The organism is Ralstonia chuxiongensis, from assembly GCF_024158925.1.
GTDB classification, from domain to species: domain Bacteria; phylum Pseudomonadota; class Gammaproteobacteria; order Burkholderiales; family Burkholderiaceae; genus Ralstonia; species Ralstonia chuxiongensis.
In genome coordinates, this window is record NZ_JAMYWC010000003.1 from 782,682 (window position 1) to 807,817 (window position 25,136).

21 protein-coding genes are annotated in these 25,136 nt (G+C 64.4%); 13 read left to right on the forward strand and 8 right to left on the reverse strand.

Going from position 1 to position 25,136, the window contains the following annotated elements:
- Window positions 1-1,938, reverse strand: a complete 1,938-nt coding sequence (locus tag NKG59_RS12985; RefSeq protein ID WP_253537313.1) for an ATP-binding cassette domain-containing protein — start codon at window positions 1,936-1,938, stop codon at window positions 1-3.
- A 240-nt stretch (window positions 1,939-2,178) separates the two neighbouring features.
- Here NKG59_RS12985 and NKG59_RS12990 point away from each other — a divergent pair, with 240 nt between their 5' ends.
- The 9 genes from NKG59_RS12990 to NKG59_RS13030 all read left to right on the forward strand — a co-directional run bounded on the left by NKG59_RS12990 (window position 2,179) and on the right by NKG59_RS13030 (window position 12,130).
- Window positions 2,179-3,168 carry a MurR/RpiR family transcriptional regulator gene (locus NKG59_RS12990; RefSeq protein WP_253537315.1) on the forward strand — a complete coding sequence of 330 codons (990 nt, stop codon included), beginning with the start codon at window positions 2,179-2,181 and terminating at the stop codon, window positions 3,166-3,168.
- 17 nt (window positions 3,169-3,185) lie between these two features.
- The gene (locus tag NKG59_RS12995) at window positions 3,186-4,148 is read left to right on the forward strand and encodes an isoaspartyl peptidase/L-asparaginase family protein (RefSeq protein WP_253537316.1); all 963 of its coding nucleotides are present in this window, start codon (window positions 3,186-3,188) and stop codon (window positions 4,146-4,148) included.
- Window positions 4,149-4,229: 81 nt separating this feature from the next.
- Window positions 4,230-6,077, forward strand: coding sequence for a dipeptide ABC transporter ATP-binding protein (locus tag NKG59_RS13000; protein ID WP_301288155.1), 1,848 nt, complete (start codon window positions 4,230-4,232; stop codon window positions 6,075-6,077).
- 50 nt (window positions 6,078-6,127) lie between these two features.
- The gene (gene gsiB / locus NKG59_RS13005) at window positions 6,128-7,681 is read left to right on the forward strand and encodes a glutathione ABC transporter substrate-binding protein GsiB (protein WP_253537321.1); all 1,554 of its coding nucleotides are present in this window, start codon (window positions 6,128-6,130) and stop codon (window positions 7,679-7,681) included.
- 70 nt (window positions 7,682-7,751) lie between these two features.
- Window positions 7,752-8,675: a glutathione ABC transporter permease GsiC gene (gene gsiC, locus NKG59_RS13010; protein ID WP_045204130.1), complete on the forward strand. Its 924-nt coding sequence runs from the start codon at window positions 7,752-7,754 to the stop codon at window positions 8,673-8,675.
- Between the two features lie 10 nt (window positions 8,676-8,685).
- Window positions 8,686-9,585, forward strand: coding sequence for a glutathione ABC transporter permease GsiD (gene gsiD, locus NKG59_RS13015; RefSeq protein WP_253537324.1), 900 nt, complete (start codon window positions 8,686-8,688; stop codon window positions 9,583-9,585).
- Between the two features lie 9 nt (window positions 9,586-9,594).
- The gene (locus NKG59_RS13020) at window positions 9,595-10,620 is read left to right on the forward strand and encodes a DmpA family aminopeptidase (RefSeq protein WP_253537327.1); all 1,026 of its coding nucleotides are present in this window, start codon (window positions 9,595-9,597) and stop codon (window positions 10,618-10,620) included.
- A gap of 9 nt (window positions 10,621-10,629) precedes the next feature.
- A complete protein-coding gene (locus NKG59_RS13025; protein ID WP_253537330.1) occupies window positions 10,630-11,445 on the forward strand; it encodes a M55 family metallopeptidase in 816 nt (271 codons plus the stop codon).
- A 325-nt stretch (window positions 11,446-11,770) separates the two neighbouring features.
- Window positions 11,771-12,130: a chitin-binding domain-containing protein gene (locus NKG59_RS13030; protein ID WP_253537332.1), complete on the forward strand. Its 360-nt coding sequence runs from the start codon at window positions 11,771-11,773 to the stop codon at window positions 12,128-12,130.
- A 302-nt stretch (window positions 12,131-12,432) separates the two neighbouring features.
- On the opposite strand, the gene prmB is transcribed toward NKG59_RS13030, so the two are convergent.
- Genes prmB through dapC form a run of 7 tightly spaced genes read right to left on the reverse strand, consistent with a single transcriptional unit; the run spans window position 12,433 to window position 17,975 of the window.
- Entirely contained in the window at window positions 12,433-13,335 is a 903-nt protein-coding gene (gene prmB, locus NKG59_RS13035) for a 50S ribosomal protein L3 N(5)-glutamine methyltransferase (protein WP_045204125.1), read from the reverse strand.
- 19 nt (window positions 13,336-13,354) lie between these two features.
- Window positions 13,355-13,873, reverse strand: coding sequence for a class IV adenylate cyclase (locus NKG59_RS13040; RefSeq protein WP_253537349.1), 519 nt, complete (start codon window positions 13,871-13,873; stop codon window positions 13,355-13,357).
- 10 nt (window positions 13,874-13,883) lie between these two features.
- A complete protein-coding gene (gene dapE, locus NKG59_RS13045) occupies window positions 13,884-15,035 on the reverse strand; it encodes a succinyl-diaminopimelate desuccinylase (protein ID WP_045204657.1) in 1,152 nt (383 codons plus the stop codon).
- Between the two features lie 37 nt (window positions 15,036-15,072).
- On the reverse strand, window positions 15,073-15,417 hold the full coding sequence (locus NKG59_RS13050) for an arsenate reductase (protein ID WP_045204123.1): 345 nt from the start codon (window positions 15,415-15,417) through the stop codon (window positions 15,073-15,075).
- Between the two features lie 14 nt (window positions 15,418-15,431).
- Entirely contained in the window at window positions 15,432-15,845 is a 414-nt protein-coding gene (locus NKG59_RS13055; protein WP_253537351.1) for a hypothetical protein, read from the reverse strand.
- Between the two features lie 60 nt (window positions 15,846-15,905).
- Entirely contained in the window at window positions 15,906-16,733 is an 828-nt protein-coding gene (gene dapD / locus NKG59_RS13060) for a 2,3,4,5-tetrahydropyridine-2,6-dicarboxylate N-succinyltransferase (protein ID WP_024975807.1), read from the reverse strand.
- Between the two features lie 42 nt (window positions 16,734-16,775).
- A complete protein-coding gene (gene dapC, locus NKG59_RS13065) occupies window positions 16,776-17,975 on the reverse strand; it encodes a succinyldiaminopimelate transaminase (protein ID WP_253537501.1) in 1,200 nt (399 codons plus the stop codon).
- 152 nt (window positions 17,976-18,127) lie between these two features.
- On the opposite strand from dapC, the gene NKG59_RS13070 reads away from it, so the two are divergent.
- From NKG59_RS13070 to NKG59_RS13085, 4 genes are all read left to right on the forward strand, one after another.
- Window positions 18,128-19,057: a DMT family transporter gene (locus tag NKG59_RS13070; protein ID WP_253537354.1), complete on the forward strand. Its 930-nt coding sequence runs from the start codon at window positions 18,128-18,130 to the stop codon at window positions 19,055-19,057.
- A gap of 37 nt (window positions 19,058-19,094) precedes the next feature.
- Window positions 19,095-20,147, forward strand: coding sequence for an alpha/beta fold hydrolase (locus NKG59_RS13075; RefSeq protein WP_253537357.1), 1,053 nt, complete (start codon window positions 19,095-19,097; stop codon window positions 20,145-20,147).
- 251 nt (window positions 20,148-20,398) lie between these two features.
- A complete protein-coding gene (gene smc, locus NKG59_RS13080; protein ID WP_253537361.1) occupies window positions 20,399-23,911 on the forward strand; it encodes a chromosome segregation protein SMC in 3,513 nt (1,170 codons plus the stop codon).
- Window positions 23,912-25,126, forward strand: coding sequence for a cell division protein ZipA C-terminal FtsZ-binding domain-containing protein (locus tag NKG59_RS13085; RefSeq protein WP_253537364.1), 1,215 nt, complete (start codon window positions 23,912-23,914; stop codon window positions 25,124-25,126).
- Window positions 25,127-25,136: the final 10 nt, after the last annotated feature.

Genomic DNA, 25,136 nt, shown 5'->3' on the forward strand with positions numbered 1-25,136 from the left:
TCAATTGATTTGTTCGAGTTGGTCGTGCAGCTCGAGCCAGCGCTCTTCCAGCTCGTCGAGTTCAGCGTTCAGTTCTGCCTGGCGGCGCAGGCTTTCCATCATGCGTGTCTTGTTGGCTTCTTCATACGCGGCGCCGTCGGCGAGGAAGGCTTCGATGTCGGCCTTTTCCTTTTGCAGTGGCGCCATGCGTTTCTCGATGGCGTCGACGTTCTTTTGCAGCGGTTTGCGTAGCGCATTCAAGCGTTGACGTTCGGCGGCTTCTTCGCGCTTCTGGTCACGCCGATTGACGACCGGTGCACCATCCGCGTCGGCCGGAGCTGCAGACGCGCTGGCGGCGGCTCGCTTGGCGGCGGCTTGCTTGAGCAGCCAATCGCGGTAGTCGTCCAGGTCGCCATCGAACGGGGCGACGGTGCCCTGGCCGACGAGCAGGAACTGGTCGGTCGTGGCGCGCAGCAAGTGGCGGTCGTGCGAGACGAGGATCAGCGTGCCGTCAAACTGGGCCAGCGCCATCGTCAGGGCTTCGCGCGTGTCGAGATCCAGGTGGTTGGTCGGCTCGTCGAGCAGCAGCAGGTTGGGGCGCTGCCAGACGATCAGGGCGAGCGCCAGGCGCGCCTTCTCGCCGCCCGAGAACGGCTCGATGGGCGAGGTCGCCATGTCGCCGCGGAAGTTGAAGCTGCCGAGAAAGTCGCGCAACTCCTGTTCCCGGACGTCCGGCGCCAGACGCGCCAGGTGCAGCAGCGGCGAGGCGTGGTCGTCCAGCGTTTCCAACTGGTGCTGAGCGAAGTAGCCGATCTGCAGGCCCTTGCCGCGTCGGATCGTGCCGGACAGCGGTGCCAGTGTTTCTGCCAGCGTTTTCACCAGCGTCGACTTGCCCTGGCCGTTGGCACCCAGCAGGCCGATGCGCTGGCCGGTCTGGATCGAAAACGTCAGGTGTTTGAGGATGGTGATGGGCTCGTCGACGCTTGGGCCGGGATAGCCGCAATCGACGCCTTCAAACGTGAGCATCGGATTGGGCGCCGCATCGGGCTCGCGGAATTCAAACGAGAAGCCCGCCGCCGCGTGCACGGGCGCGAGACGCTCCATGCGCTCCAGCGCCTTGACGCGGCTCTGCGCCTGCTTGGCCTTGCTGGCCTTGGCCTTGAAGCGCGTGATGAACGATTCGAGATGCGCGATCTGCTTCTGCTGCCGTGCGTACGACGCTTCTTGCAGCGCCATCTGCTGCAGGCGTTGCGTCTCGAACTGCGTGTAGTTGCCGCCGTAGCGTTTGAGCTTCTGGTTCTCGATATGCAGCGTGACGTTGCACACGCCGTCGAGGAATTCGCGGTCGTGCGAAATCATCACCAGCGTGCCGGCGTAGCGCGACAGCCAGTCTTCCAGCCAGACCACGGCGTCCAGATCCAGGTGGTTGGTCGGCTCATCGAGCAGCAGCAGGTCGGACGGACACATCAGTGCCTGCGCAAGGTTCAGGCGCATGCGCCAGCCGCCGGAGAAGCTCGCCACCGGCTGCGTGGTCTGCGCCATCGTGAAACCGAGGCCGAGCAGCAGCGCCTGCGCGCGTGCCGGGGCGGTGTAGCCGTCGGCATCGGCGAATGCGGTGTGGGCTTCAGCTTGCGCGTGGCCGTCGTGCGCGGCTTCGGCTGCTGCGAGGCGGCGTTCGATGTCGCGCAGGCGGGTGTCGCCGTCGAGCGTGTAGTCGAGCGCGCTGCGGTCGACGGCAGGCGTTTCCTGCGCCACGTGGGCGACCTGCCAGGTGGGCGGGATGGCGACTTCCCCGCCGTCGGCATGCAGCTCGCCGCGCAGCATGGAAAACAGCGTGGATTTGCCGCTGCCATTCACGCCGACAAGGCCGACCCGTTCACCGGGGTTGAGTGTGGCGGTGGCGTGGTCGAACAGCACCTTGGTGCCACGCTGGAGGACGAGGTCGTCGAATCGGATCACGAAAAACTGCGCTTGAAGGCAAATCGGAGAAGGGTGCGATTGTAGCGTGCTGCGTCGCACGATCCTGGCGCAACGCCGGCGTTTGGACTGGTGCATTGCACCGTGGCGAGGCCGCGCTCGCCCCCGATTCGTGCGTGGGCCTTCGACCTAGGGAAAACCATATGCCCCTGTGAAAGTTTTTTTCTTTACATGGCCGATTCGTGAAAATACATTTACACAAAATTTTCACGACCCAGGAACATGGCGAAATCCACCAGCAAGCGTACGGATGTGTCGAAAGGCGCATTTGCCGCCGATGCGACGGTCTCCGAGCGCATCGGAGCGGCCCTTGCCACGCTCACGCCCGCGCACCAGCGCATGGCGGAATACGTGCTGGCGAATCCGTTCCGCGCGGCCACCATGCGCATCGACGAGTTTGCTGCCGCGGTGGACATGTCGATTGCCACGGCCAACCGCTTTGCGCTGGCGCTGGGCTTTGACGGCTATCCGCAGTTCCGTGCCGGGCTGTTGCGGGGCTTTGAAGCGACGCTCGCACCGGTGGAAAAGCTGCGCCACGAGCTGGCACGCCCCGCCACCAGTGCCGAGATCTTTGCCGCCTCGCTCAACGAAGACATCGCCAACCTTGACGCCACGCGCCGCATGCTCGACCCCGCAGCGTGCGAGCGCGCGGTCGACGCCATCCTGGGCGCACAGCGCATCTACGTGATGGGCTTTGGCGCCAGCGGCTATCTGGCGGGGCTGCTGCGCCATGGGCTCGATCTTTACTGCGACACGGTGATCTCCGTTTCGCAGCCAGGCGGCGCATCGGATGCGGCGCGCCAACTGCGCAAGATCGGACCGAAGGATCTGCTGATCGCCATCGCATTCCCGCGCTATGCGGCAGACACGATCACGCTGGCCAAACAGGCGAGCAAGCAAAGCTGCCAACTGCTGGCCCTGACGGACAGCCCCACATCGCCGCTCGCGCCGCTGGCCGACATTGCGTTGTATGCGCGGCCAGAGCGGCAGTTCTCGGCCACGTCTGACACCGCTGCCGTGGCGCTTTTCGAAGCGCTGTGCGGCGCAGTGGCGCATCGCTCGGCGCATTCGCTGGAATCGGCCGAACGCCTGACTGAATTCGTATTGCCGTGGCTGCATACCGGTCAGGCGCCGCGCGCCAACGACGCGACGAACACCGCCGACACCCCCACGACCACCCGACGCGGCCGCAAACGCACCGCTGAAAACTGATTTACATCGAGCCACGCATGACTACGCCCATCCTCGCCATTCACGGCGGCGCCGGCACCATTACCCGCACGGCCATGAGTGCCGACAAGGAAGCCGCTTACCAGCAGGCGCTCAACGACATCCTGACCGCAGGGCAGCGAATCCTTGTGGATGGCGGCAGCGCCCTGGATGCCGTGACCGAAGCCGTGCGCCTGCTCGAAGAGTGCCCGCTGTTCAACGCCGGCAAGGGCGCGGTGCTGACCAGCGCCGGCACGTACGAACTCGATGCGTCGATCATGGATGGCTCCACGCTGGCCGCCGGCGCAGTCACTTGCGTCAAGCGCCTGCGCAACCCGATTCTCGCAGCCCGCGCCGTCATGGAGCGCAGCGAGCACGTGCTGTTCACCTCCGAGGGCGCCGAGGCTTTCGCGCGAGCGCAGGGCCTGGAGTTTGTCGAGCCCGACTACTACTACACCGAAGCGCGCTACGCCCAATGGCAGCGCGCCCGCCAGCAAGATGGCATGGCGCTGCTCGATCACGATGCCGCGTCGCTCGTGGCCAAGGAAGCCGCACCCATCGACCCGGACAGCAAGTTCGGCACCGTGGGTGCCGTGGCATGCGACGCGCAAGGGCGCTTGGCTGCCGCCACCTCCACGGGCGGCGTTACCAACAAGAAGGTCGGCCGCGTGGGGGATACGCCCATCGTCGGCGCGGGTTGCTTTGCGAACAACGTTGCGGCGGTGTCGTGCACCGGCACAGGCGAGATGTTCATCCGCGCCGTGGCAGCCTACGACGTTGCCGTGCAGATGGAATACGCAGGCAAGTCGCTGGCTGACGCGAGCGACGACGTTGTCATGCGCAAGCTGATGGCCATCAACGGACGCGGCGGCCTGATTGCCGTGGACGCGCAAGGCAACGTCGCGTTGCCGTTCAACACAGAAGGGATGTACCGCGGGTTCGCACGCGGCGCGCAAGCGCCCGTTGTGTCGATCTATCGGTGAGAGGCTGAAGCCGCCAAGCAGGACAGCAGGAGAGTTTTCGTGACAGCAACTAAACAGCCGAGTGCCAACAGCGTCATTGCGATGCTCGATCAGCGCATCGTGCAAGTGCAAGACCTGAGCGTGCGCTTTGCCACGTCCGAGCGCGTGGTCGACGCGGTGCGCAACCTGTCGTTCCACGTCGACCGGGGCGAGACGCTGGCCGTGGTGGGCGAATCGGGCTCGGGCAAGTCGGTGACGTCGCTGGCGCTGATGCGGCTGGTGGAGCACGGTGGCGGCAAGATCGTCGGCGGGCAGATGCACTTGCGCCGCCGCAACGGCGAGGTGCTGGACTTGGCCAACGCCAGCCCAGCCGCCATGCGCGGCGTGCGCGGCGCCGATATCGCGATGATCTTCCAGGAGCCGATGACCTCGCTCAACCCGGTGTTCACCGTGGGCGAGCAGATTGCCGAATCGATTCGTCTGCACCAGGGCAAGACGCATAGCCAGGCCAAGGCCGAGGCGCTGCGCATGCTGGAACTGGTGCGCATTCCTGAAGCGCGCAATGTGCTGGGGCGCTATCCGCATCAGCTGTCGGGCGGCATGCGCCAGCGCGTGATGATTGCGATGGCGCTGTCATGCAAACCGTCGCTGCTGATTGCCGACGAGCCGACCACCGCGCTGGACGTGACCATCCAGGCGGAAATTCTGCAACTGATCCGCGCGCTGCAGCAGGAACTGCACATGGCGGTCGTGTTCATCACGCACGACATGGGTGTGGTGGCGGAAGTGGCCGACCGCGTGCTTGTCATGTACAAGGGCGACCGCGTGGAAGAGGGCCCATCGGCCACCGTGTTTGCGCAGCCTGCGCATCCGTATACGCGTGCGCTGCTGTCAGCTGTGCCGCGTTTGGGCTCGATGCAAGGCACCGATGGCCCCGCGCGTTTTCCGCTGTTGCGGGTGGACGGCACGTCCGCTGCGGTGGATACGACACCGCAACCGGCTGCGTCGCACGAAGTGCAACCCATTTTGCGTGTGCGGGATCTCGTCACGCGCTTTGATGTGCCCACGGGCATCTTCGGCCGCGTCACGCGCCGGGTGCATGCGGTGGAGCAGGTCAGTTTTGATCTCTACCCTGGTGAGACGCTGGCGCTGGTCGGCGAATCGGGCTGCGGCAAGTCGACGACGGGACGGTCGCTCTTGCGTCTGGTGGATAGCCAGAGCGGCAGCATCGAATTTGCCGGCCAGAACATCGGCGAGTTGAAGGGGCCTGCGCTCCAGACGCTGCGCCGAAACATCCAGTTCATCTTCCAGGACCCATTCGCCTCGCTGGACCCGCGCGTGCCGGTCGGCTACTCGATCATGGAGCCGCTGCTGGTGCACAAGGTGGCCTCCGGCAAAGAGGCGCAGCAACGCGTGGAGTGGCTGCTCGACAAGGTGGGCCTGCAGGCCGCGCATGCGTCGCGCTACCCGCACGAGTTCTCGGGCGGCCAGCGCCAGCGCATCTGCATTGCGCGCGCGCTGGCGTTGAATCCGAAGGTGGTGATTGCCGATGAGTCGGTCTCGGCGCTGGATGTGTCGATCCAGGCGCAGATCGTCAACCTGATGCTCGACCTGCAGAAGGAATTTGGCGTCGCGTTCCTGTTCATCTCGCACGACATGGCGGTGGTGGAACGCATCAGCCATCGCGTGGCGGTGATGTACCTCGGCCAGATCGTCGAGATCGGCCCGCGCCGCGCCATCTTCGAAAACCCGCAGCATCCCTACACGAAGAAGCTGATGTCGGCGGTGCCGATTGCGGACCCGGCACGCCGCCATCTGAAGCGAGAACTCTCCACGCACGAAATTCCCAGCCCGATCCGTGCCATTGGCGACATGCCGGTGGTGCAGCCGTTGGTGCAAGTGGCGCCAGACCACTTTGTTGCCCGCCATTCGATTGGCGGCGCGTATTGAAAGCAATGAAGAACGCAGTGAAGTCAAAAACTTCTTTGAGGAGGAAGGACATGTTCAATCGATTCTCTTTTGCCCCGCGCGCAGCCATGGTTGCCAGCGGCCTGGCGCTGGCGGCATTCACCATGCCGGCCTTTGCCGCCAAGGACGCCGTGATGGCGGTCTACTCGACCTTCACCACGATGGACCCGTACGACGCCAACGACACGCTGTCGTTCAGCGCCGCCAAGTCGTTCTATCAAGGCCTGTTCGGCTTCGACAAGGACATGAAGCTGGTCAACGTGCTGTGCGACAGCTACGAAGTCAGCAAGGATGGCTTGGTCTATACGTTCAAGCTGCACAAGGGTGTGAAGTTCCACGACGGCACCACGTTTGACGCCAACGCCGTCAAGGCAAACCTGGACCGCGTGACGGACCCGGCCAACAAGCTCAAGCGTTTCGTGCTGTTCAACCGCGTGGCCAAAACCGAAGTCGTTGACCAATACACCGCACGCGTGACGCTCAAAGAGCCGTTCTCGCCGTTCATCAACGTGCTGGCCCACCCGTCAGCGGCCATGATCTCGCCAACGGCGCTCAAGAAATACGGCAAGGACATCGCTTTCCATCCGGTTGGCACGGGCCCGTTCGAGTTTGTCGAGTGGAAGCAGACCGATTACCTGAAGGGCAAGAAGTTCGACGGCTACTGGAAGCACGGCCTGCCGAAGATCGACACCATTACCTGGAAGCCGGTGGTCGACAACAACACGCGCGCCACCATCATGCAGACGGGCGAGGCCGACTTCGCGTTCACGATTCCGTTCGAGCAGGCTGCGGTGCTCAAGAGCAGCCCGAAGGTTGATCTGATTGCCGCGCCGTCGATCATCCAGCGCTATGTCAGCTTCAACACCAAGGTGAAGCCGTTCGACAATCCCAAGGTGCGTCAGGCCATCAACTACGCCATCAACAAGGATGCGTTGACCAAGGTGGCGTTTGCCGGTTACGCCGTGCCGGCCGAAGGTGTGGTGCCGCCGGGCGTGGATTACTCCGTCAAGCTGGGCCCGTGGCCGTACAACCCGGCCAAGGCGAAAGAGTTGCTGAAGGAAGCCGGCTACCCGAACGGCTTCGAGACGCAACTGTGGTCGGCCTATAACCACACGACGGCGCAGAAGATCATCCAGTTCGTGCAGCAGCAACTGGCCCAGGTTGGCATCAAGACGTCGGTGCTGGCGCTGGAAGCCGGCCAGCGTGTCGAGCGTGTGGAAAGCGTGCCCAAGCCGGAAGACGCCGGCGTGCGCATGTACTACGCAGGCTGGTCGTCATCGACGGGTGAGTCGGATTGGGCGCTGCGTCCGCTGCTGGCATCGGAAGCCATGCCGCCCAAGTCGTTCAACACCGCGTACTACAAGAACGAGCAGGTGGATGCCGACATCGCCGGCGCGCTGCGCACGACCGATCGCGCTGAGAAGTCGAAGCTCTACACCGATGCACAGAAGCGCATCTGGGAAGACGCACCGTGGGCCTTCCTGGTGACGGAAAAGATCGTCTACGCGCGCTCGAAGCGTCTGTCGGGTGCCTACGTGGCACCGGACGGTTCGTTCAGCTTCGACGACATCGACATCAAGCAATAAGTCTCATTGCCGTATCGGCCCGCGCACCCGTTGCGCGGGCCATTGAATTGCCGCCTGCGGTGGATTTGCCATGCTGAACTATTTCATTAAACGTGTGCTGGGCGTGATCCCGACACTGCTGATCGTGGCAGTGCTGGTGTTCCTGTTCGTGCACCTGTTGCCGGGCGATCCGGCGCGACTGGCTGCCGGCCCCGAAGCGGACCCGGCCACCGTCGAGCTGGTCCGCGCCGATCTCGGGCTCGATAAGCCGATGCACGAGCAGTTCGTGCGCTTCTTCGCCAACGCGCTGCGCGGCGAGTTTGGCAACTCGATCCGCACCAAGCGCCCGGTGAGCGAAGAGATTGGCGAGCGCTTCTGGCCCACGCTCAACCTGACGATTGCCAGCATGGTGTGGGCGGTTATCTTCGGCATGGTGATCGGCATCACGTCTGCCGTATGGCGCAACAAGTGGCCGGACCGTCTGGGCATGACGCTCGCCGTGTCCGGCATCTCGTTTCCTGCATTCGCGCTGGGCATGCTGCTCATGGAAGTCTTCTCGGTGCAGCTTGGCTGGTTGCCGGCCATCGGTGCGGACACCTGGCAGCATTACATCCTGCCGTCGCTCACGCTGGGCGCTGCGGTGGCCGCTGTGATGGCGCGCTTCACGCGTGCATCGTTTGTGGAAGTGCTGCAGGAAGATTTCGTGCGCACCGCCCGTGCCAAGGGCGTGCGCGAGACGGTGGTGGTCATCAAGCATTGCCTGCGCAACGCGATGATCCCGGTAGTGACGATGATGGGCCTGCAGTTCGGCTTCCTGCTCGGCGGCTCGATCGTTGTGGAAAAGGTGTTCAACTGGCCGGGCCTCGGTCGCCTGCTGGTGGATGCGGTCGAGATGCGCGATTACCCGATCATCCAGGCTGAGGTGCTGCTGTTCTCGCTGGAGTTCATCCTGATCAACCTGGTGGTGGACATGCTGTACACCGTGATCAACCCGACCATCCGCTACAAGAAGTAAGGAGACCGCCATGACACAAGCCGCAAGCCCGGCGGTCGCGCCGCAAGCCACCACCGAACCTGTCCGCACCCCGTGGACAGAGTTCTGGCGCAAGTTCCGCAAGCAGCATCTGGCGATGGGCGCCGGTGTGTTTGTGATCGCGCTGGTGGTGATCGCCATCCTCGCGCCGCACATCGTGCCGTTCGACCCGGAAAACTATTTCGATTACGACGCGCTCAACGCGGGCCCGTCGGCACAGCATTGGTTCGGCGTCGACTCGCTGGGCCGCGACATCTTCAGCCGCATCCTGATGGGCACGCGCATCTCGCTGGAAGCGGGCTTCGTGTCGGTCATCATCGGCGCCATCATAGGCACCATGCTCGGCCTGCTGGCCGGCTACTACGAAGGCTGGTGGGACCGCATCGTCATGCGCATCTCCGACGTGTTGTTCGCCTTCCCGGGCATTCTGCTGGCCATCGGTATCGTGGCCATCCTGGGCAACGGCATGATCAACGTGATCTTTGCCGTGGCGGTGTTCAGCATTCCGGCATTTGCGCGGCTGGTGCGCGGCAACACGCTCATGCTCAAACACCTGACGTATGTGGAAGCCGCGCGCAGCATCGGCGCGTCCGACTGGACGATCATCATGCGGCACATCCTGCCGGGCACGATTTCGTCCATCGTCGTGTATTTCTCGATGCGGATCGGCACCTCGATCATCACCGCGGCCAGCCTCTCGTTCCTGGGCCTGGGCGCACAGCCGCCCACGCCGGAGTGGGGCGCCATGCTCAACGAGGCGCGCGCCGACATGGTGACGGCGCCGCACGTGGCCATCTTCCCGAGCCTGGCGATCTTCCTGACCGTGCTGGCATTCAACCTGTTGGGCGACGGCCTGCGCGACGCGCTGGACCCGAAGATCGACCGTCGCTGAGTTGTTCATATGTCTCTGAGCCTTCCTCACATCGGCGCCTTGCCAGCCGGCGCACGCAACAGCATCACCGACGTGGCCGGGGTGGCCGTCGGCCATGCCACCATTGCCGGCGGTGACATCCAGACCGGCGTGACGGTGGTACGCCCGCATGCGGGCGACCCGTTCTGCGACAAGGTGCCCGCGGCCAGCGCGGTGCTCAACGGCTTCGGCAAGAGCATCGGCCTAGTGCAGGTGGATGAGCTGGGCGCGCTGGAAACGCCGATTGCGCTGACCAACACGTTTGCCGTGGGCGCCGTGGCGCAGGCGCAGATCCGCCAGGCTGTTGCAGCCAACCCGCAGATCGGTCGTGCATGGTCGACCGTCAATCCGCTCGTGTTCGAATGCAATGACGGCTACCTGAATGACCTGCAAGCATTTGCCGTGCAGGACGTGCACTACGACGCGGCCTACGCTGCGGCGGCCGAGGCGTTCGAGCAAGGTGCGGTTGGGGCAGGGCGGGGGATGTCGTCGTTTGGCGTGAAGGGCGGTATCGGTTCTGCGTCACGCGTGGTGACGCTCGCTGACGGCGCGCAACGCACGGTCGGCGCGCTGGTGCTGTCCAACTTTGGTGTGGCGGAAAACCTGACGCTTGGCGGGCGCAATGTCGGTGCAGATCTGGCGAAAGCGCTGGCCGCCAGTACCCCGGAGCCGGAGAAGGGCTCGATCATCATGCTGCTTGCCACCGACGCGCCGCTGGATGCGCGCCAGTTGCGCCGTCTCGCCTTGCGCGCAGGCGCCGGTCTGGCACGCACTGGCTCTGTTTTTGGCCATGGCAGCGGCGATATCGCGCTGGCATTCTCCACCGCTTACACCGTGCCGCACGAAGGCAGCCGCGCCATGCCGGCCGTCGCCATGACGCACGAATCGCATCTCGACCCGCTGTTCCAGGCCGCCGCCGACAGCGTCGAACAGGCCATCGTGCACGCGCTGTTCCAAGCTACAGCCGTCACCGGCCGCGACGGCAACACACGCCGCGCACTGACCGAATTGCTCTGACCTGACCTCATGCGAATCCTGATTTCCGCCGACATCGAAGGCGTAGCCAACGTGTTCCACCCCGAGCAGACGCGCGCCGGCAATGGCGAATACGAACGCGCCCGCCGCTGGATGACCGCAGAAGCGGACGCCGCCGTCCGCGGGGCCTTCGACGGTGGTGCGACCGACGTGCTCGTCAACGATTCGCACGGCGGTTTCCGCAACCTCATCCCAGATTCCATCGACCGTCGTGCACGCTTCGTGCTCGGCAAGCCGCGTTACCTGAGCATGATGGCCGGCGTGGACGGCTGCGACGCCGTCTGCATGATCGGCTACCACGCCCGTGCCGGCAGCCGCGGCGTGCTGGCGCACACCATCAACAGCTTCGCGTTTGCGCGCGTCTGGTTCAACGAGCAGGAGCTGGGTGAGGCCGGCCTCTACGGCGCCCTGGCCGGAGAGCGTGGCGTGCCGGTCGCAGTTGCCAGTGGCGACGATGTGTTCATCAGAGAAACGAAGCCGCTGCTCCCGCATACCACGTTTGTCGAGACCAAGCAGGCCGAGGGCCAGAATGCAGGGACATCGCTCTCGCCAGAGCAGTCGTGCGACGCCATCTACGCGGCGGTGAAGGCAACGGTACAGCGCGGGCACTTCAGCATGCCGCTGCGCATCCAGGCCCCGATCGTGTGCCGCCTGCAAACGCAAACGCCGGCACTGGCTGACCTGTTCTGCCAGTGGCCCGCTTTGGAACGCGTAGACGGCACGATGCTGCGCTTCGCCGCCGACTCCGTAGAGCATGCCGTGCGTATGCTCAACAGCCTCTCCGCCATGTCAGCGATGCTGCGTTAAGCGTCACTCAGCACATCACAGCGCCAGCGCACGCACCCCGACGGTTTGGCCGTTGACGTTCCTGCCCTAGATGGCGCCTTGAATTTCTGTAAGCGGGCGGAAAAAAGAAGGACCGCTGTCTGAGCGCAGCGAGTTTCGGTCCTTCTCCGCCCGGTTACGGAAATTCAAGGAATCTTTCGCCATCTCGGGCGCGCCTTTCTTTGCCTACCTTTCTTTGGCAAGACAAAGAAAGTAGGTCGGCCCCGGCAGGGGACGAAACAGGGGCGGACCAAAAACGCCGACCCCAGCGTAAACTTCAGGATATCCAACCCCGAAGGAGCCCCCCATGACCCGCGCACTCACACTGAGCATGCTGCTGTGTGCGCTAGCACTAACGGCCTGCGACCGCCGCCCGTCACCGGCTAATCCGCCTACGCCGCAGACGTCGAAGGCCGAAAAGGCCGCCGCCGCCCTGGCCAAGGCCGCCGCAGAGTTCAAATGCCCCGCGCCATCGAGCCGCTTCATGGTCGACGACGGCACCAACCGCGGCCCGAAGCAACCCGTGCGCACCAACTGCACAACCGCCTACGCCACCTGCGACGCACAGTCGCAGGCGGTCTTCGACCATTGCCCGAGCGGCCAGGTATTCGACAAACGTTTTGGTATCTGCGTCGTGAAAGACGCGTGTGACGAGGTGAAGTCGTGACGCCGTTGCGACAGTCGCCGACCGGTCCGAGTGTTGCACTCAGCGCGCCGGGTTCCGAACTTCAAATGGCGGGTTCAAAACTCGGCGTATGAGGTTCTGAACGGCAATCACCGAGTTCTGGACCCGATGTGTGGGGCTTGGAACTCGGAGACTCGGCGTTCCGATCGCCAGACATCGAGTTCGGAACCTCAATGTTGGCGTCTGGAACTCGAAACGCCGGGTCCGGAACCCCGATCATGAGGTTCCGAACGCCAACCTGTTGGGTTCCGAACCCGGCGCGTGCAGTTCGGAACCCCATGCGCTTAAAGCGCCTCGCGCGTGACCAGGAACACCTGGTCTTCGCCTGCGCTGGTCGGCAGCCAAACCAGATCAAGATCGGGGAACGCCGCTTCAACGTTTTCACGCTCGTTGCCGATTTCCACCACGAGCACGCCGTGCGGCTTCAGATGGCGTGGTGCGTCGGCCAGAATGCGACGCACGATGTCCATGCCGTCGGTGCCGCCTGCCAGGGCCATGCGCGGCTCGGCGCGGTATTCCGGCGGTAGTGCCTGCATCGACGTCTCGTTCACGTACGGCGGGTTCGTCAGGATCACGTCGTAATGCACGCCCGGCGGCAGCGGCGCATACAGATCGCCTTCGTGCAGGCGGATGCGCTCCTCCAGGTGGTAATCCGCGACGTTGCGATTGGCCACCACCAGTGCGTCCGGCGACAGGTCCACCGCATCGATGGTCGCATTGGGCCATTGCAGCGCAGCGAGAATCGACAGGCAGCCCGAGCCGGTGCACAGCTCCAGCACATCGGTGGGGCCGTCCTCCTGGTCAATCCACGGCTCCAGCCCGTCTTCGAGCAATTCGCCAATGAAGCTGCGCGGCACGATCACGCGCTCGTCCACATAGAAGCGCATGCCGTGCATGAACGCCTCGTGCGTGATGTACGCGGCGGGCACGCGGTCGACGGCGCGGCGCTCGATCACCTTGAGCACGGCAGCGACTTCTTCGGGCAGCAGGCGCGCGTCCATGAACGGCTCCAGCGTGTCGATCGGCAGATGCAGCGTGTGCAGGATCAGGTATGCGGCTTCGTCGTAGGCATTTTCGCTGCCATGGCCGAAAACAAGGCCGGCGGCGGTGAAGCGCGACACGGCGTAGCGCAGCAGGTCGCGAACCGTCGTGAACGGGTGGGAGGCGGGCAGGGTAGGCGTGGTCATGGGTGGCGTGAAATGTGGCTCAGCGTTGGGTGGCAGCGAGCAGGTCGACGTAGGCTACGTCGAGCAGGTCGGATTCGGCAATGCCGAGGGAATGCATCAGTTGATGGGCGATCTTCACACCGTCGTCTTCCGATTGCGTATCGCGCAGCACGACTTCAAGCTCGACGAAATCGCCGAGGTCTTTCACCGCATCGACATGAATGCGCGTCTGACCGGCGAGATAAAGCTGGCGCACCTTGATGACGCGCCCGGCGGTGCCGATGGCGGCGGCCAGCGTGTCGCGCAGGGCGTCGGGCGCGCTGGTCGGAACGATGTGGTAGTTCGACACACGCGGGCCGGTGCTGTTGGCGCGGAAGTAGTGGATCAACTCGCCGCGCTCGGGCGAGAACTGCCGCAGCTTCAGGCGCCCATTCGCACAGGCGAAGAACGTGTCGTCCTGCTCGATGCGTTCGGGGCCCGAATCGGCAATGGCTGCCGCGCGCTCAATGAGGGTTGCCACATCGCGCACACGCGCCTTGATCTCTACGTTGCGCGCCATCTGGGCGACCTCAGGCGATCAAGGTTTCCAAGACGCGGCGATACACGTTTTTCAGCGGCTCGATGAAAGCCACCTCCACGTGTTCGTCGATCTTGTGGATGCTCGCATTCGGCGGCCCGAACTCGATCACCTGCGGGCAGATCTTGGCTATGAAGCGACCGTCCGACGTGCCGCCCGTGGTCGACAGTTCGGTCGTCACGCCGCACTCGGCCTGGATGGCGGAGGCAAGGGCTTCGGACAGGTCGCCGCGCTCGGTCAGGAAGGGCTCGCCGCCCAGCGTCCAGTCGAGCGTGTAGTCGAGGCCGTGCGCATCGAGAATGCCGTGCACGCGCGCCTTCAGGCCGTCCGGTGTGCTCGCGGTCGAGAAGCGGAAGTTGAAGTCGATCGTGACGTGGCCGGGAATGATGTTCGTCGCGCCCGTGCCGCCGTGGATGTTCGACATCTGCCATGTGGTCGGCGGGAAGTATGCATTGCCGTCGTCCCACTTGGCAGCGGCCAGTTCCGCCAGCGCAGGCGCGGCCAGGTGGATCGGGTTCTTGGCCAGATGCGGATAGGCGATGTGGCCTTGCACGCCATTGACCGTGAGCTTGCCCGACAGCGACCCGCGTCGCCCGTTCTTCACCATATCGCCGAGTGTCGACACCGACGTCGGTTCACCGACCACGCAGTAATCGAGGCGCTCGCCACGTGCACGCAGCAGGTCGCACACCTTGACGGTGCCGTCGTGCGCCGGGCCTTCTTCGTCGCTGGTGATCAGGAAGCCGATCGAGCCGGCGTGGTCGGGATGCTTGGCAACGAACTCTTCCGATGCCACCACGAAGCCGGCAATCGACGTCTTCATGTCTGCCGCGCCGCGGGCGTAGAGCTTGCCGTCGCGGTGCGTGGGCTCGAATGGGTCGGAGTGCCATTGCTCGACGGGGCCGGTCGGCACCACATCGGTGTGGCCGGCGAAGACGAGCAGCTTGCCGTCGGTGCCCGCACGGCCGCGCTTGACGGCCCACAGGTTGGTCACGCGAAAGTGGTCGGGGCCGCTGACCACGGTTTCGCATTCGAAACCGGCGGCGGTCAGGCGTTCGATCAGCACGTCCTGGCAGCCCTTGTCTTCGGGCGTGACAGAGCGGCGGCGGATCAGGTCTTCGGTGAGGGCAAGCGTGGGCAGCATGTTCGACATGACGACGGTCACGGTGATGTTGTTGTGGTTAGAACAGGGCGGCGTACTGGTCGGCCGAAAAGCCGACGTTGACGGTCTTGCCGTGCACCAGCACCGGACGCTTGATCAGCGATGGGTTGGCCTGCATCAGCGCGATGGCGCCAGCCTCGTCTTCGGCACGAGTCTTGTCGGCATCCGACAGGGCGCGCCACGTGGTGCCCTTGCGGTTGAGTAGCGTGGTGAGCGGCACATGTTTGAGCCAGCCGGACAGCATGTCGGCGCTCACGCCTTGCTTCTTGAAATCGTGAAAGGTGTAGGCAACGCCGTTCGATTCGAGCCACGTGCGGGCTTTCTTCACGGTGTCGCAATTGGGGATGCCATGCAGGGTCGTCATGGTGGGGTTCGCAATCAGTGTCGAGAGGCTTGCAGGGCAAAGGCGAGGGCTGCAACGGCCAGTGCAAAACCGACCGACGCCAGCCAAGTCATGCGCTTGAGGCGGCGCTCCAGGCGCGCGGCTTCATCGCGCAGGGCATCGATGGTGATGGCGTGCTGTTCGGCCAGCAGCTTGACGGATTCGGCCTGCTGCAGGATCGCCGCTTCCAGCTCGGCAATCCGTGTATTCGGGTCGGGCGCGGCGCCTTCTGCACGGGCAGGTTCGGTGCCGGTTTTCTTGCGGTTCTTGAACTTGTCGATGGTCTTGTTTGCCTGCTCCAGGATAGTGGGCAGCAGCGACAAGACAGTACCGATGGTGTTTGGATCAAGACCCATGATGCGTTGGCGCAGCTTGCCGAAGCGGGTGCCTCTGGTATTGCGCTCGGACATTGCTGCGCTTCAGGTGGTTGGCATGCCCGCAAGACTAGCAGGCATGCCTTGCGCCGGCGCTTAATCGCCGCGCAGCAGCTCGTTCAGGCCAACCTTGGCGCGCGTCTTCGCGTCGACCTTCTTGACGATCACGGCGCAGTACAGGCTGTGCGTGCCATCCTTCGACGGCAGGTTGCCCGCCACGACCACCGAGCCCGCCGGGATGCGGCCGTAGCTGACTTCACCGGTTTCGCGGTCGTAGATCTTGGTCGACTGGCCCAGGTACACGCCCATCGAGATCACCGAGTTTTCTTCAACGATCACGCCTTCGACCACTTCCGAGCGCGCGCCGATGAAGCAGTTGTCTTCGATGATGACCGGGTTGGCCTGCAGCGGCTCCAGCACGCCGCCGATGCCCACGCCGCCCGACAGGTGAACGTTCTTGCCGATCTGTGCGCACGAACCGACGGTGGCCCACGTGTCGACCATCGTGCCTTCGTCAACGTAAGCGCCGATGTTCACGTACGACGGCATCAGCACGGCGTTCTTGGCGATGAACGAGCCACGGCGCGCCACAGCCGGCGGCACCACGCGGAAGCCGCCAGCGGCAAAGTCTTCTGCCGTGTAGTTGGCGAACTTGCTCGGCACCTTGTCGTAGAACTGCGTGAAGCCACCGGCAGCCATCGGGGCGTTGTCTTCAAGGCGGAACGACAGCAGCACGGCCTTCTTGATCCACTGATTGACGATCCACTCGCCGTCCTTCTTCTCGGCCACGCGCAGCGCGCCACGATCGAGCTGGCCGATCACGTTGGCGACGGCTTCACGGACATCGGCCGGAGCGGCCTTGGGCGACAGGTTGGCGCGGTCTTCCCACGCTTGATCGATCAGGGATTGCAGTTGTTGCGTCATGGCTGTGTTCGCTCTAGGAGAAATTCGAAAAAGGGTAAGGGGTCAGCGCTGCTGACAGAACTCGACGATCCGGCGGGCGCCTTCCAGGCATTCGTCCACGCCGGCTACCAGCGCGATGCGCACGTAGTCCTGGCCCGGATTCGTGCCGTGCGCCTCGCGGGCGAGGTAGCTGCCCGGCAGCACAGCGACGTTCTTGGCCGCCAGCAGCTGACGTGCGAATTCGGTGTCTGACAGGCCCGTGCGCTTGACGTTGGCCCACAGGTAAAAGGCCGCATCGGGCAGGGCCACATCCAGCACCTCGGCCAGCATCGGCGTGACCTGCCGAAACTTCTTGACGTACTGCGCGCGGTTGTCACGCACGTGGGTCTCGTCGTTCCACGCAGCGATGCTAGCGGATTGCACCGACGGGCTCATCGCGCTGCCGTGATACGTGCGATACAGCAGATAGGCCTTGAGCAGCTTGGCATCGCCTGCCACGAAACCAGAGCGCATGCCCGGCACGTTGGAGCGCTTGGACAGGCTGGAGAACATCACCAGGCGGTCAAAGCTGCGGCCCAGCTGATGCGCAGCCTGCAGCGCGCCCAGCGGCGGGTTGGCCTCGTCGAAATAGATTTCGGAATAACACTCGTCCGAGGCGATGACGAAGCCATATTCGTCGGACAGCGCGAAGAGCTGTTTCCAGTCTTCCAGCGTGAGCACGGCGCCGGTCGGGTTGCCCGGGCTGCAGACGAAGACGAGTTGCACGTTACGCCATTCTTCTGGCGTGATCGCCGCGAAATCGGGCGCGTAGTTGCGCGCCGGGTCGCTGTTCGCGAACAGCGGCGTGGCGCCGGCCAACAGCGCCGAGCCTTCATAGATTTGGTAGAACGGGTTCGGGCAAAGGACGCGCGCGCCGGGCTTGCTGCCGTCAATCACGGTCTGCGCGAACGAAAACAGCGCCTCGCGCGAGCCGTTGACCGGGATGACTTCGGTGGCCGGATCGACCTTGGGCAAGCCGTAGCGGCGCTCCAGCCATGCGGCGATGCACTGTCGCAGTGCATCGGAGCCGAGCGTCGTGGGATAATTCGCCAGCCCACCGAGCGCCGCCGTCAGCGCGTCTTTCACCAGGGCCGGCGTCGGATGCTTGGGCTCGCCGATGCCGAAGCTGATCGGCGTATGGACGGCGCTGGGCGTCACGTCCTTGACGAGCGCTTTCAGTTTCTCGAACGGATACGGCTGCAGGGCGGACAGGCGCGGATTCACGGTGTTGGGCGGCGGTGTTGGGCTGGTCAGCGGGCAAGCTTGGCGCTTGCCGGGAAGCCCGAAATTATACGGCCAACGTGTGCTGGCCGCGTGCTCAGTCACCTCGGACATTGCAGGAAGCGGCGGATTCCCGCCGTTTTTTTATTGGTCACATGACAACGATTGCTTCTTCGGCGCCCTCAGCGGATAGCGCCAGCCACCACGAGCCGCAATGGGCGGCGGCACTCTTCATCCTTGTAGGCGCGTCGGTCTGGGGCATTTCCTGGTATCCGTATCGCCTGCTGGCCGGCTGGGGGCTTGGCAGCATGCTGGCTTCGTCGATGACGGGCGCGGCTGCGGCCGTGCTGGCCGCTGTGGTGCTGCGTCGTCACTTTTCGACGTTCCAGTGGTCGTGGCTGATTCCGGCGCTCGGGATCGCGGCGGGTATCACCAACGCGGGTTTCGTCTGGGGCACGGTGCACGGCACGGTCATGCGGGTGCTGCTCCTGTTCTATCTGACACCCGTGTGGACGGCCCTGCTGGCGCGCCTGTGGCTGCACGAGCGGCTGGGGTGGCGCGGCGGTGTGCTGCTCGCGCTGGCACTGTCGGGCGCGATGATGATGTTGTGGTCGGGCGAGGCCGGCACGCCGTGGCCGGGTTCAGCGGCGGAATGGGCGGGGCTGGTTGCAGGGCTCGCTTTTGCGTGCAACAACGTGCTGTCCCGCTTGGCGGGGCAGCGTCATCCAACCATGCGCCCGGAAATGCGCACCGTGGTCGTCTTCACGGGGTGCGCGCTGGTGGGTTTTCCGGCTGCGCTGCTGCTCGATGGCGTGCACGCGGTGCCGGCGGCGTTTTCGCAGGGCGATACGTGGCTGCTGCTGGTGGGCATGGCATGCGTGCTGGTGGGCGGCAATGCGATGGTGCAGCGCGGCCTGCAACGGTTGCCGGCCAATCGCGCGGCGCTGCTCATGCTGTTCGAAATTGTGGTCGCGGCCGTGTCGTCGGCGCTGCTGACGGCGGAGCGCCTGTCCCCCCAGGAGATGGTGGGCGGCGGCTGCATCATCCTGGCGGGCGCGCTGTCGGGGCTGTCGCGGCGAAAGTAGGCTGCCGGTGTTTCGCAAATCAACCGAGGAGTTGCTGATGTTGCTTCGCTCGATTTCCACGGCGCTGGCGCTGGCGGTTGCGCTGTCGATGGCCGCAACCGCCGCGCACGCCGCTCCGGCAGAGACCGGCCCCGCCTATGGCCCCCGGCTGGAAGGCTTCGATTACCCGGCTCCGGTCAAGCTCTTCAAGTTCGAGTCGCAGGGCAATGCGCTGGAGATGGCGTATCTGGACGTCGCGCCCAAGCAGCCAAACGGTCAGGTGGCGGTGCTGCTGCATGGCAAGAATTTCTGTGCCGCCACCTGGGAGAGCACGATTGCCGCGCTCACAGGCGCCGGCTACCGCGTGATCGCACCGGATCAGATCGGTTTCTGCAAATCGAGCAAGCCGCGCGCGTATCAGTACACCTTTCAGCAACTGGCCAGTAATACGCATGCGTTGCTGGCGTCGCTCGGGATCGAACAGGCCATCATGATTGGCCATTCGACGGGCGGCATGCTGGCGACGCGCTACGCGCTGATGTATCCGAGCGCGGTGTCCCGGCTCGTGATGATCAACCCGATCGGCCTGGAAGACTGGAAGGCCAAGGGCGTGCCGTCCCTGAGCGTCGACCAATGGTTCGCGCGTGAGAAGCAGACCACCGCCGAGCGCATCCGCGCCTATGAGCAGTCAACGTACTACGCCGGGCAATGGCGCGCGCAGTACGAACCGTGGGTACAGATGTTGGCCGGGATGTACCGCGGCCCGGGGCGCGATCTGGTGGCGTGGAATTCGGCGCTGCTGTACGACATGATCTACACACAGCCCGTCGTCTATGAATTCGGCCTGTTGCGTCCCTGGACGTTGCTGCTCATCGGCCAGAAAGACACCACCGCCATCGGCAAGGACGCCGCCTCGCCGGAAGCACGTGTGCAGCTCGGCCATTACCCGGAACTTGGGCGGGCGGCGGCAAAAGCCATTCCTCGCGCCATGCTGGTGGAATTCCCCGATGCGGGCCATGCGCCACAGCTCCAGGATCCTGATGCGGTGCACAATGCGCTGCTTGACTGGCTCGCCACACCGGAACGCTCGCGCACGCGCCGTCCGGACTGACGTGATTTGTCACGAAGGTGAAACTGCTTACAAATCCGCAGCAATTTGCCCTTCTGCGCTGCAAATTTCGTCCATTTTTGTAGCGATTTGATTGGCGGGAGGCAGGGGCGCGAATGGTATGATGGCGCCATCCGCGCCCTTGGGGCGTGCCTTGCCACTTCGCGCTTTACGGTGCAGATGTGACGATAAAGGCGCGTTCCTTGGGCGCCCGCTTTATCCCCCTTTTCTGATCCCTTCGAGACGAACACAACGTGCGCCTCTCTTCGATCAAGCTCGCAGGCTTCAAGTCTTTCGTCGATCCGACCAATTTTCATGTTCCGGGCCAGCTTGTCGGCATCGTCGGCCCGAACGGTTGCGGTAAATCCAACATCATCGACGCCGTGCGCTGGGTGCTCGGCGAATCACGCGCCGCGGAACTCCGTGGCGAATCGATGCAGGACGTCATCTTCAACGGCTCGACCCAGCGCAAGCCAGCTGGCCGGGCCAGCGTCGAACTCGTCTTCGACAACGCGGAAGGCCGCGCCGCCGGCCAGTGGAGCCAATACGCCGAGGTGGCGGTCAAGCGCGTGCTGAGCCGCGATGGCACTTCCTCGTACTTCATCAACAACCAGGCGGTGCGCCGCCGCGACATCCAGGACATCTTCCTCGGCACGGGCCTTGGGCCGCGCGCCTACGCCATCATCGGGCAGGGGATGATCTCGCGCATCATCGAGGCCAAGCCCGATGACATGCGCATCTTCCTGGAAGAAGCTGCGGGGGTGTCGAAGTACAAGGAACGCCGCCGCGAAACCGAAAACCGCCTCTCCGATACGCGCGAAAACCTCACGCGCGTGGAAGACATCCTGCGCGAACTCGGCACCAATCTCGAAAAGCTCGAGGGCCAGGCCGAAGTCGCGCAGCGCTTCCAGGCACTGCAGGCCGATGGCGAAGAAAAGCAACAACTGCTGTGGCTGCTGCGCAAGCGTGAAGCGCAAGCCGAGCAGGAACGCCATCAGCGCGCCATCGAACAGGCGCAGATCGACCTTGAAGCGCAGACCGCGCAGTTGCGCCACATCGAGGCCGAACTCGAAACGATGCGCGTTGCGCATTACGCGTCGTCGGACGCGATGCACGCCGCACAGGGCGCGCTGTACGAAGCCAACTCCGAGGTCAGCCGCCTGGAAGCCGAGATCCGCTACGTGGTGGAATCGCGCAACCGCATCCAGCAGCAGATCGCCACGCTGACCGCGCAGCAAGAGCAGTGGCATACGCAGGGCGAGCAGGCGCAGGAAGATCTTGCCGCCGCTGAGGAAGAGCTCGCCATGGCCGAGGAGCGTGCCGCGCAGGCCGCCGACGACGTTGCGCGCAAAGCCGACGAACTTCCTGGCATGGAAGCGCAATGGCGCGATGCGCAGACCACGCTGAACGATCAGCGTGCTGCGATCCTGCAATCGGAGCAGGCGCTCAAGCTCGAAGCCGCGCACCAGCGCAATGCCGACCAGGCCCTGCTGCAGCTTGAGCAGCGCCGGGAACGTCTGACGCAGGAGTCATCCGGCCTGGACAAGCCGGACGACGTGCAGCTCGAAACGCTGCGTGCCGAACTGGCTGAGCAGGAAGAGGTACTGGCTGAAGCGCAAGCCGCGCTGGAAGACGCCGAGACACAGGTGCCACTGCTCGACGAGGCACGCCGCGCCGCGCAGGACCGCGTGCAATCGGAAGCCGCCGCCATCGCCAGCCTGGAAGCCCGCCTTGCCGCGCTCAAGCAGTTGCAAGAGAACGTGCAGACCGACGGCAAGGTTCAGCCGTGGCTGGCCAAGCATGAACTGAGCGAGCTGCCGCGCTTCTGGAAGAAGCTGCAGATCGAGCAGGGCTGGGAGCCGGCACTTGAAGCCGTGCTGCGCGAGAAGCTGGGCGCGCTCGAAGTCTCCAACCTGGACTGGATCAAGGCGTTTGCAGCTGACGCGCCGCCTGCCAAGCTGGCCTTCTATGCGCCGCCGGCAGCGCTTCCGGTGGAGGCGCCGGCCGGGTTGCGTCCGCTGATGTCGCTGGTGCAAGTGACGGAGCCGGGCATTCGCGCCGTGCTGCAGGACTGGCTGGCCGACGTCTATATCGCCGACGACATGCAGGCTGCGCTTGCTGCGCGCCAGACCCTGCCGGAAGGCGGCATGTTTGTCATCAAGGCTGGGCACCTGATTGGCCGGTCATCGGTGCAGCTGTACGCGCCCGATTCCGAACAGGCCGGCATGCTGGCCCGCGCCCAGGAAATCGAGAACCTGCACAAGCAGGTGCGTGCGCAGATGCTGCTGGCCGACGAAGCCAAGGGCGCTGCTGTGCGTGCCGAAGCGGCGTACAGCCAGGCCAGCCAAAACCTCACGCAGGTGCGGGCCCGCGCCGAGCAGGCCACACGTCGCGTGCATGTGCTGCAGATGGATGTGCTCAAGCTGTCGCAGGCGATGGAGCGCTACAACGCGCGCAGTGGCCAGATCGACAGCGAGTTGGACGAGATTCGCGCGCAGATCGAAGAGCAGCGTGCCATCCGCGCAGAATCCGAAGCGACGTTCGAGCAGCACGATGCGGCACTCGCCGACATGCAGGCGCGCTTTGAAGACAGCCAGCAGGCGTTCGAGGCGCTCGAAGTTCGTCTGAGCGATGCGCGCAACGCGTTGCGTGACCAGGAGCGCGGCGCACAGGAAGCTCATTTTGCCGAGCGCAATCTGCAGAACCGCATTGCCGAACTGAAACGCAACATCCAGGTGGCGAGCGATCAGGCGCAGCAGATCGTGCTGACACTGGAAAACGCGCGCGCCGAGCTGGAGACCATCAACGAGCAGACCGCCCACACCGGCCTGCAGGAAGCGCTGGAGCGCCGCGCCGAGAAGGAAGAGAAGCTCGGGCTGGCACGCATGGAACTGGATGCGCTGACCGCGCAACTGCGCACGCATGACGAGCAACGCCTGACTGCCGAGCGTGCCCAGCAACCGCTGCGCGATCGCATTACCGAACTGCAACTGAAGGAACAGGCTGCGCGCCTGAACCAAGAGCAGTTCACCGAGCAGCTCACCGCTGCCAATGTCGATGAAGCGGCGCTGGCCGAACGTCTGACGGGTGACCTCAAACCTTCGTACTTGCAAGGTGAGGTTACGCGCATCAACAACGCCATCAACGCGCTCGGCCCGGTCAACATGGCCGCGCTCGACGAGCTGGCTGCGGCGCGCGAGCGCAAGGGCTTCCTCGATGCCCAATCGGCCGATTTGACCGACGCCATCACCACGCTCGAAGACGCCATCCGCAAGATCGACCAGGAAACGCGTGCGTTGCTGCAAGGCACGTTCGACCAGGTCAACTATCACTTTGGCGAGCTGTTCCCGACGCTGTTCGGCGGCGGCCAGGCCAAGCTGATGATGACCGGCGAAGAGATTCTCGACGCGGGCGTGCAGGTGATGGCACAGCCGCCGGGCAAGAAGAACTCGACGATTCACCTGCTGTCGGGCGGCGAGAAAGCGCTGACCGCAATTGCGCTGGTGTTTGCGATGTTCCAGTTGAACCCGGCTCCGTTCTGCTTGCTGGACGAGGTGGACGCGCCGCTGGACGACGCCAACACCGAGCGCTACGCCAACATGGTCAAGCGCATGTCCGACAAGACCCAATTCGTTTTTATTTCTCACAACAAGATTGCGATGGAAATGGCGCAACAGCTCATCGGTGTGACCATGCAGGAACAAGGTGTGTCCCGGATCGTGGCGGTGGATATGGATGCCGCGCTGACCATGGCGGAGGCAGCATAAATGCAGGACAACAACCTAGTGATGGCCCTGCTGGGCGCCGGCGTGGTGTTTGTGCTGGTGATCGTTGTGTACAACCAGTGGCAGATCCGCAAGGCGCGCCGCCCAGAGGCGTACAACCCGCCTGTCGACGAGATCCCGCGCGGCGACGGTTGGACTGAGCGCGCCGAACCCGCCCTGGGTGGCGAGCGCGATGACACCAACCGCGTTGAACCGCGTCTTGAGCCCGGTTTCTCGGCGAAGACACACACTCCCGCCACGGGCAGCGCCGAAACCGAAGCGGGCGTGATCGGCGCTGAACTCACGCCCTCGGGCGACGATGCCGCGCTCGAAGTCGCCGAGACGGAAGAGGTTGCCGAACCTGCCCCGGGTTCGCTGGAGCCGGCCAATGGCGTGATCGATCCGCTGATCGATTGCATCGTGCCGCTGCATCCGGAACGCGAAGTGTCGGGCGACCGGCTGCTGCCGGCGCTGGCCAAGCTGCGCCGCGCGGGCACCAAGCAGATCCACGTGGAAGGTTTGAACCCCGCCGCCAATGCGTGGGAAGCCATCCGCGCCGGTCAGCGCTACCTTGACGTGCAAGTGGCCGTGCAACTGGCCAACCGCACGGGCCCGCTGAATGCGTTGGAGTTCTCGGAATTCATCAACGCGATTGATCCGCTGTCGGAAGCGGCTGATGCGGTGCCCGAGCTTCCGGACATGAGCGAGACGATTTCCAATGCGCGCGAACTCGACGCCTTTGCCGCCGAGTGTGATGTGCAACTGGGCGTGAGCGTGATCTCCGATGGGGCGCCCTGGTCGGCGGCATACGTGCAGACGGTGGCCACGCAAGACGGCCTTGTGCTCTCGCGCGACGGCACGCGTTTCACACGCTTCCACGCGGGCGCTGACGGTGTGCAGCGCGCGCTGTTCACGCTGCAGTTTGGCGACACGAATTTCCTGCGTGATGACCTGACCGTCAAGGCCGGCCGCCAGATCACGCTGTTGCTCGATGTGCCTGTGGCGGAAGAGGCAAGCAAGCCGTTCAAGCTGGTGTGCGAATACGCCTACACGCTGTCGCAGCGCATGGGTGCGCAGGTGGTGGATGACAACCTACGTCCGCTGACGGAACAATCGTTCGTCGCCATCCAGAAGCATCTGCGCGTGCTGTACGACAAGCTCGAATCGCGCGGCATCCCGGCCGGTTCCAGCACCGCGGTGCGCTTGTTCAGCCACTGACGGACGCACG

Excerpts from the sequence above, each read along its gene's own strand:
- NKG59_RS13025 (WP_253537330.1), top strand. The coding sequence starts at position 10,630 with ATGCGAATCCTGATTTCCGCCGACATCGAAGGCGTAGCCAACGTGTTC.
- NKG59_RS13070 (WP_253537354.1), top strand. The coding sequence starts at position 18,128 with ATGACAACGATTGCTTCTTCGGCGCCCTCAGCGGATAGCGCCAGCCAC.
- NKG59_RS13040 (WP_253537349.1), bottom strand. The coding sequence starts at position 13,873 with ATGGCGCGCAACGTAGAGATCAAGGCGCGTGTGCGCGATGTGGCAACC.
- NKG59_RS13030 (WP_253537332.1), top strand. The coding sequence starts at position 11,771 with ATGACCCGCGCACTCACACTGAGCATGCTGCTGTGTGCGCTAGCACTA.
- prmB (WP_045204125.1), bottom strand. The coding sequence starts at position 13,335 with ATGACCACGCCTACCCTGCCCGCCTCCCACCCGTTCACGACGGTTCGC.
- NKG59_RS13050 (WP_045204123.1), bottom strand. The coding sequence starts at position 15,417 with ATGACGACCCTGCATGGCATCCCCAATTGCGACACCGTGAAGAAAGCC.
- NKG59_RS13085 (WP_253537364.1), top strand. The coding sequence starts at position 23,912 with ATGCAGGACAACAACCTAGTGATGGCCCTGCTGGGCGCCGGCGTGGTG.
- NKG59_RS13000 (WP_301288155.1), top strand. The coding sequence starts at position 4,230 with ATGCTCGATCAGCGCATCGTGCAAGTGCAAGACCTGAGCGTGCGCTTT.
- gsiD (WP_253537324.1), top strand. The coding sequence starts at position 8,686 with ATGACACAAGCCGCAAGCCCGGCGGTCGCGCCGCAAGCCACCACCGAA.
- NKG59_RS13055 (WP_253537351.1), bottom strand. The coding sequence starts at position 15,845 with ATGTCCGAGCGCAATACCAGAGGCACCCGCTTCGGCAAGCTGCGCCAA.
- gsiB (WP_253537321.1), top strand. The coding sequence starts at position 6,128 with ATGTTCAATCGATTCTCTTTTGCCCCGCGCGCAGCCATGGTTGCCAGC.
- dapE (WP_045204657.1), bottom strand. The coding sequence starts at position 15,035 with ATGCTGCCCACGCTTGCCCTCACCGAAGACCTGATCCGCCGCCGCTCT.
- NKG59_RS12990 (WP_253537315.1), top strand. The coding sequence starts at position 2,179 with ATGGCGAAATCCACCAGCAAGCGTACGGATGTGTCGAAAGGCGCATTT.
- gsiC (WP_045204130.1), top strand. The coding sequence starts at position 7,752 with ATGCTGAACTATTTCATTAAACGTGTGCTGGGCGTGATCCCGACACTG.
- dapD (WP_024975807.1), bottom strand. The coding sequence starts at position 16,733 with ATGACGCAACAACTGCAATCCCTGATCGATCAAGCGTGGGAAGACCGC.
- NKG59_RS12995 (WP_253537316.1), top strand. The coding sequence starts at position 3,186 with ATGACTACGCCCATCCTCGCCATTCACGGCGGCGCCGGCACCATTACC.
- NKG59_RS13020 (WP_253537327.1), top strand. The coding sequence starts at position 9,595 with ATGTCTCTGAGCCTTCCTCACATCGGCGCCTTGCCAGCCGGCGCACGC.
- NKG59_RS13075 (WP_253537357.1), top strand. The coding sequence starts at position 19,095 with ATGTTGCTTCGCTCGATTTCCACGGCGCTGGCGCTGGCGGTTGCGCTG.